Source organism: Klebsiella sp. 28 (assembly GCF_018223905.1).
GTDB classification, from domain to species: domain Bacteria; phylum Pseudomonadota; class Gammaproteobacteria; order Enterobacterales; family Enterobacteriaceae; genus Klebsiella; species Klebsiella pneumoniae.
In genome coordinates this window covers 1-3,908 of record NZ_JAGRQY010000144.1, presented here as the reverse complement: position 1 = coordinate 3,908, position 3,908 = coordinate 1, and the positions used below count along the sequence as shown (strand labels likewise).

At 61.8% G+C, this 3,908-nt stretch carries 4 protein-coding genes and 1 pseudogene; 4 read left to right on the top strand and 1 reads right to left on the bottom strand.

Annotation, left to right across the window (positions count from 1 at the left end):
• Positions 1 to 218 (top strand): annotated as a pseudogene (locus KHQ28_RS22240) (hypothetical protein); the annotation flags it as partial.
• On the opposite strand, the gene KHQ28_RS22235 reads toward KHQ28_RS22240, so the two are convergent.
• Complete coding sequence (locus KHQ28_RS22235; protein WP_002923147.1) at positions 215 to 1,441, bottom strand: LysR family transcriptional regulator; 1,227 nt, start codon at positions 1,439 to 1,441, stop codon at positions 215 to 217. The pseudogene KHQ28_RS22240 and the gene KHQ28_RS22235 overlap by 4 nt on opposite strands.
• A 127-nt stretch (positions 1,442 to 1,568) precedes the next feature.
• On the opposite strand from KHQ28_RS22235, the gene galB reads away from it, so the two are divergent.
• From galB to KHQ28_RS22220, 3 genes are all read left to right on the top strand, one after another.
• Complete coding sequence (gene galB / locus KHQ28_RS22230) at positions 1,569 to 2,309, top strand: 4-oxalmesaconate hydratase (RefSeq protein ID WP_004211137.1); 741 nt, start codon at positions 1,569 to 1,571, stop codon at positions 2,307 to 2,309.
• On the top strand, positions 2,306 to 3,019 hold the full coding sequence (locus KHQ28_RS22225) for a 4-carboxy-4-hydroxy-2-oxoadipate aldolase/oxaloacetate decarboxylase (RefSeq protein ID WP_020801778.1): 714 nt from the start codon (positions 2,306 to 2,308) through the stop codon (positions 3,017 to 3,019). Before galB ends, KHQ28_RS22225 begins: the two co-directional genes overlap by 4 nt.
• On the top strand, positions 3,020 to 3,908 hold an 889-nt coding region (locus KHQ28_RS22220; RefSeq protein WP_211777685.1), incomplete at its 3' end, for a 4-oxalomesaconate tautomerase.

The window sequence follows — 3,908 nt, the reverse complement described above, 5'->3', positions numbered from 1 at the left end:
AAGCCGGACTGAGTGAGGAGGAACAGCAGTTGCTCAACGCGCGCGACTGGCGGGGATTAATTCAGTATGGCGCCAGCTTCTTCCTGCTGGAGAAAATGGGCGCGGTGGTCGGCGTATCCAACCTGCATATTTACGCCGCGATGCGCGGGCAGACGCTGGAGGCGTTTCAGCAAACGCGCAACCAGCAGGTAACCTATTCGGTGGCGGGTAAACGTTAAACGGCCCCGTCCTGAACCTGCTGATAAATAAAACGCAACAGCGCCTGCGTCGCCGGGGAGGGCAGGCTGCCGGCGCGAAACGTCAGCCCGATACGCCGGGTGGTATCGGGCAGGGGAACCGGCAACACGCTGAGCAGCCCATTGTCAGTTTCAAAACGCATCTGGCTGGCGGAGACCGCCGCCAGCATGTCGGAGCCCTGCAGCAATCCTCGCACCATCGCCGCATCCCCGGTCTCTACCGTCGGCTGGGGCAGCGGCAGCCCCAGGGTGACAAACGCCTTATCCAGCAAATTGCGCGCCGGCGCGTTGGCGCGCGGCAGCACCCATTGCGCTGTCGCCAGCTGGCTGCGCGGGTCCGGATGGCGAAGCAGCGGGTGGTTATTACGCAGTAAAATCAACATATCCTCTTCGAATAACGCTTCGCTACAGAGGTCCGGGAGATCTTCATCCTGGCGCAGGGCGCCGATAATAAAATCGATATTACCTGCCCGCATATCGGCGACCAGCGACTCATACGGGCTTTCATTGGTCATGAGGGTGATGCCCGGGTGCTGGGCCAGAAAGGCGGCGATGGCGGAGGGCAGTAGCCGGGTCCGGCTCAGCGGCAGGGCGCCAATGCGCACGGTGCCCTCCAGCACCCCGCGACGGGCAGCGAGATCGCTCCAGATGTTTTCCAGCTCGTTGAGCGCTCTGCTCACCGGGGGATAGAGTAGCTCCGCGGCAGGCGTGGGACGCACCCCCTCTGGCGTCCGGCGAAATAGCGCCGAATCCGCTCCTTTTTCCAGGACCTTCAGCGCGGCACTGACCGCCGGCTGAGTGATCCCCAACTGTTGCGCGACGGTTTGGGTATGGTTGACGTGATAGAGCTGAATAAAAATGGCTAAGCGGCGGGTATTGAACAGCCAGCCGGCGTCCGCCAGCGGGCCGCTGCTGCGGGTATGGTGCTTCTGCAGCAGCGCCGGGATGGCCTGCAGGTCGTCAATCGCCCGCCGGGCGCGCGGCAGGATGCACTTGCCATACTCGGTGGGCACCATGCCGCTGTAATGGCGTTCGAACAGCGTGACGTTCAACGCGGCTTCAAGATCGCGAATAGCCCGGGTTATCGCTGACTGCGTGCGGAATAAGTCATCGGCCGCGCGTGAGACGCTACCGCGCAGCGCGACCTGACAGAAAAAGCGCAGCTGCATGATATTTATAATTTTATCGTGCTTTCTCTTTAGCATTGTTCGTCAGGCCTGAAAAAGTGAGTGAGACGACAACATAAATAAAAATCATAGCCTTCGCAAGTTAACGAATTACCTCCCCACGACGGGACATGACAAGCTGAAAAAAACAACAGAGGAAGCCATCATGTCTCATCCGGTTAGCGAAAAAAGTGCCCTTGTCGTCAGCGCCCACTCGGCCGATTTCGTCTGGCGCGCGGGCGGTGCGATAGCGCTGCATGCCCTGCAGGGCTATCAGGTCCATGTGGTCTGTTTATCCTTTGGCGAGCGCGGCGAGTCCGCCAAACTGTGGCGTAAAGGCAACATGACCGAGGAGGCGGTGAAGCAGGTGCGTCGCGAAGAGGCGCAGGCCGCCGCCGCGATCCTGGGCGCCAGCGTCGAATTCTTTGATATCGGCGACTATCCGCTGCGCGCCGATAAAGAGACGCTATTTCGTCTGGCGGATGTGTATCGCCGTATCCAGCCCCACTTTGTCCTGACGCACTCCCTGCACGATCCCTATAACTACGATCATCCGCTGGCCTCCCATCTGGCCCAGGAAGCACGGATTATCGCCCAGGCAGAAGGCTATCGCCCTGGCGAGAAAATTGTCTCTGCTCCCCCGGTTTACTGTTTCGAACCGCACCAGCCGGAGCAGTGCAACTGGAAACCCGATGTGTTGCTGGACATCACCGCCGTCTGGGAGAAAAAGTATCAGGCCATTCAGTGCATGCAGGGTCAGGAGCATCTGTGGGAATACTACACCCGCGTGGCGCTGCAGCGCGGGGTGCAGGCCAAGCGCAATATCGGCATCACGGCCGCGCGCGATATCGTTCACGGCGAAGCCTTCCAGAGCATCTTCCCCCGCGTAACGGAGAACCTGGCATGAACCTGTTAAATAAAAAAGGCCTTGTGATCCGCCACCTGCCGCGCCATGACGAGGCGGTTTTGCGCCGCTGTGAGGCGGCCGGGGTGGCGACGCTCCATGAAGCCTGGGATCGTCAGGGGCTGATGGGGCCGGCAATCCGTCCGATTCAGCAGGGCGTTAGCCGGGCGGGCAACGCGGTAACCGTGCTGGTGACGCCTGGCGACAACTGGATGTTTCATGTGGCGGTCGAGCAGTGCCGCGCCGGCGATATTCTGGTGGTGGCCCCGACCTCGCCGTGCGGCGATGGCTTCTTCGGCGATCTACTGGCGACGTCTCTCCAATCGCGCGGCGTGGTCGGGCTGGTGGGCGATATCGGCATTCGTGATTCGCAAACGTTGCGGGAAATGGGATTCGCCGTCTGGTCCCGTCAGGTTTATGCCCAGGGGACGGTGAAAGAGAGCCTCGGTTCGGTTAACGTCCCGGTGATATGCGCAGGTCAGCTTGTCCAGCCGGGCGATGTCGTAGTGGCCGACGACGATGGCGTCGTGGTGCTGCCTCACGCCCGGGTCCGTGATGTGCTCCATAAAGCGGAAGCCCGCATGAGCAATGAGCTTGCGAAACGTGAGCGGATGCGCCATGGCGAGTTGGGGCTGGATATTTACGCTATGCGTCCGCGTCTGGCGGAAAAGGGCCTGCGGTATTACGACCGCGCAGACGAGGTGGAGGAATAAATGGCGCAACGCGGAATCCCCTGTCTATGGATGCGCGGCGGCACCTCTAAAGCGGCCTGTTTTCTGGCCGACGATCTGCCTGCCGATCCGGTGCGACGTGATGCGGTGCTGCTGGCGGTGATGGGCTCGCCTGATCCCCGGCAAATTGACGGGATCGGCGGCGCCGATCCGCTGACCAGTAAAGTGGCGATTATCCGCCGCTCCGCACGGCCTGACGCCGATGTGGACTATCTGTTTGCCCAGGTGAACGTGGCGGCGGCTACCGTGGATTATGGCCAAAACTGCGGCAATATTCTCGCCGCCGTTGGCCCTTTCGCCATCGAGCGCGGTCTGGTTCGCTACGATGCGCCGCTCACTCGGGTGCGTATTTTTATGGAGAACACGGGGCAACTGGCGGTGGCAGAGATCCCCTGTGACGCCGACGGGGTCAACTACGTCGGCGAGAGCCGTATCGATGGCGTGCCGGGCAGCGCCAGCCCGATCCTGCTCCATTTTCTTGATGTCGCCGGCTCCAGCTGCGGGGCGCTGCTGCCGACCGGCCGGGTCCGTGACCGTTTTGACGGCGTCGAGGTGACCTGCATTGATAACGGAATGCCGGTGATCCTGCTGCGCGCGTGCGACCTCGGTTGCACCGGCTATGAGACGCGCGAACAGCTGGATAATGACGACGCGCTTAAACGTCGCCTGGAGTCGATTCGCCTGCAGGCCGGGCCGCTGATGCAGCTTGGCGACGTCAGCCAGCGCACGGTGCCCAAGATGACCCTGATCGCCGAGCCGCGACACGGCGGCGCCATCAGCAGCCGCACCTTTATCCCCCACCGCTGCCACGCGTCGATCGGCGTATTTGGCGCGGTGAGCGTGGCCAGCGCTTGTCTGCTCCCCGGCTCTG

Bases quoted from the DNA above. Each gene is read 5' to 3' on its own strand.
- KHQ28_RS22235 (WP_002923147.1), bottom strand. From the start codon at position 1,441: ATGCTAAAGAGAAAGCACGATAAAATTATAAATATCATGCAGCTGCGC.
- galB (WP_004211137.1), top strand. From the start codon at position 1,569: ATGTCTCATCCGGTTAGCGAAAAAAGTGCCCTTGTCGTCAGCGCCCAC.
- KHQ28_RS22225 (WP_020801778.1), top strand. From the start codon at position 2,306: ATGAACCTGTTAAATAAAAAAGGCCTTGTGATCCGCCACCTGCCGCGC.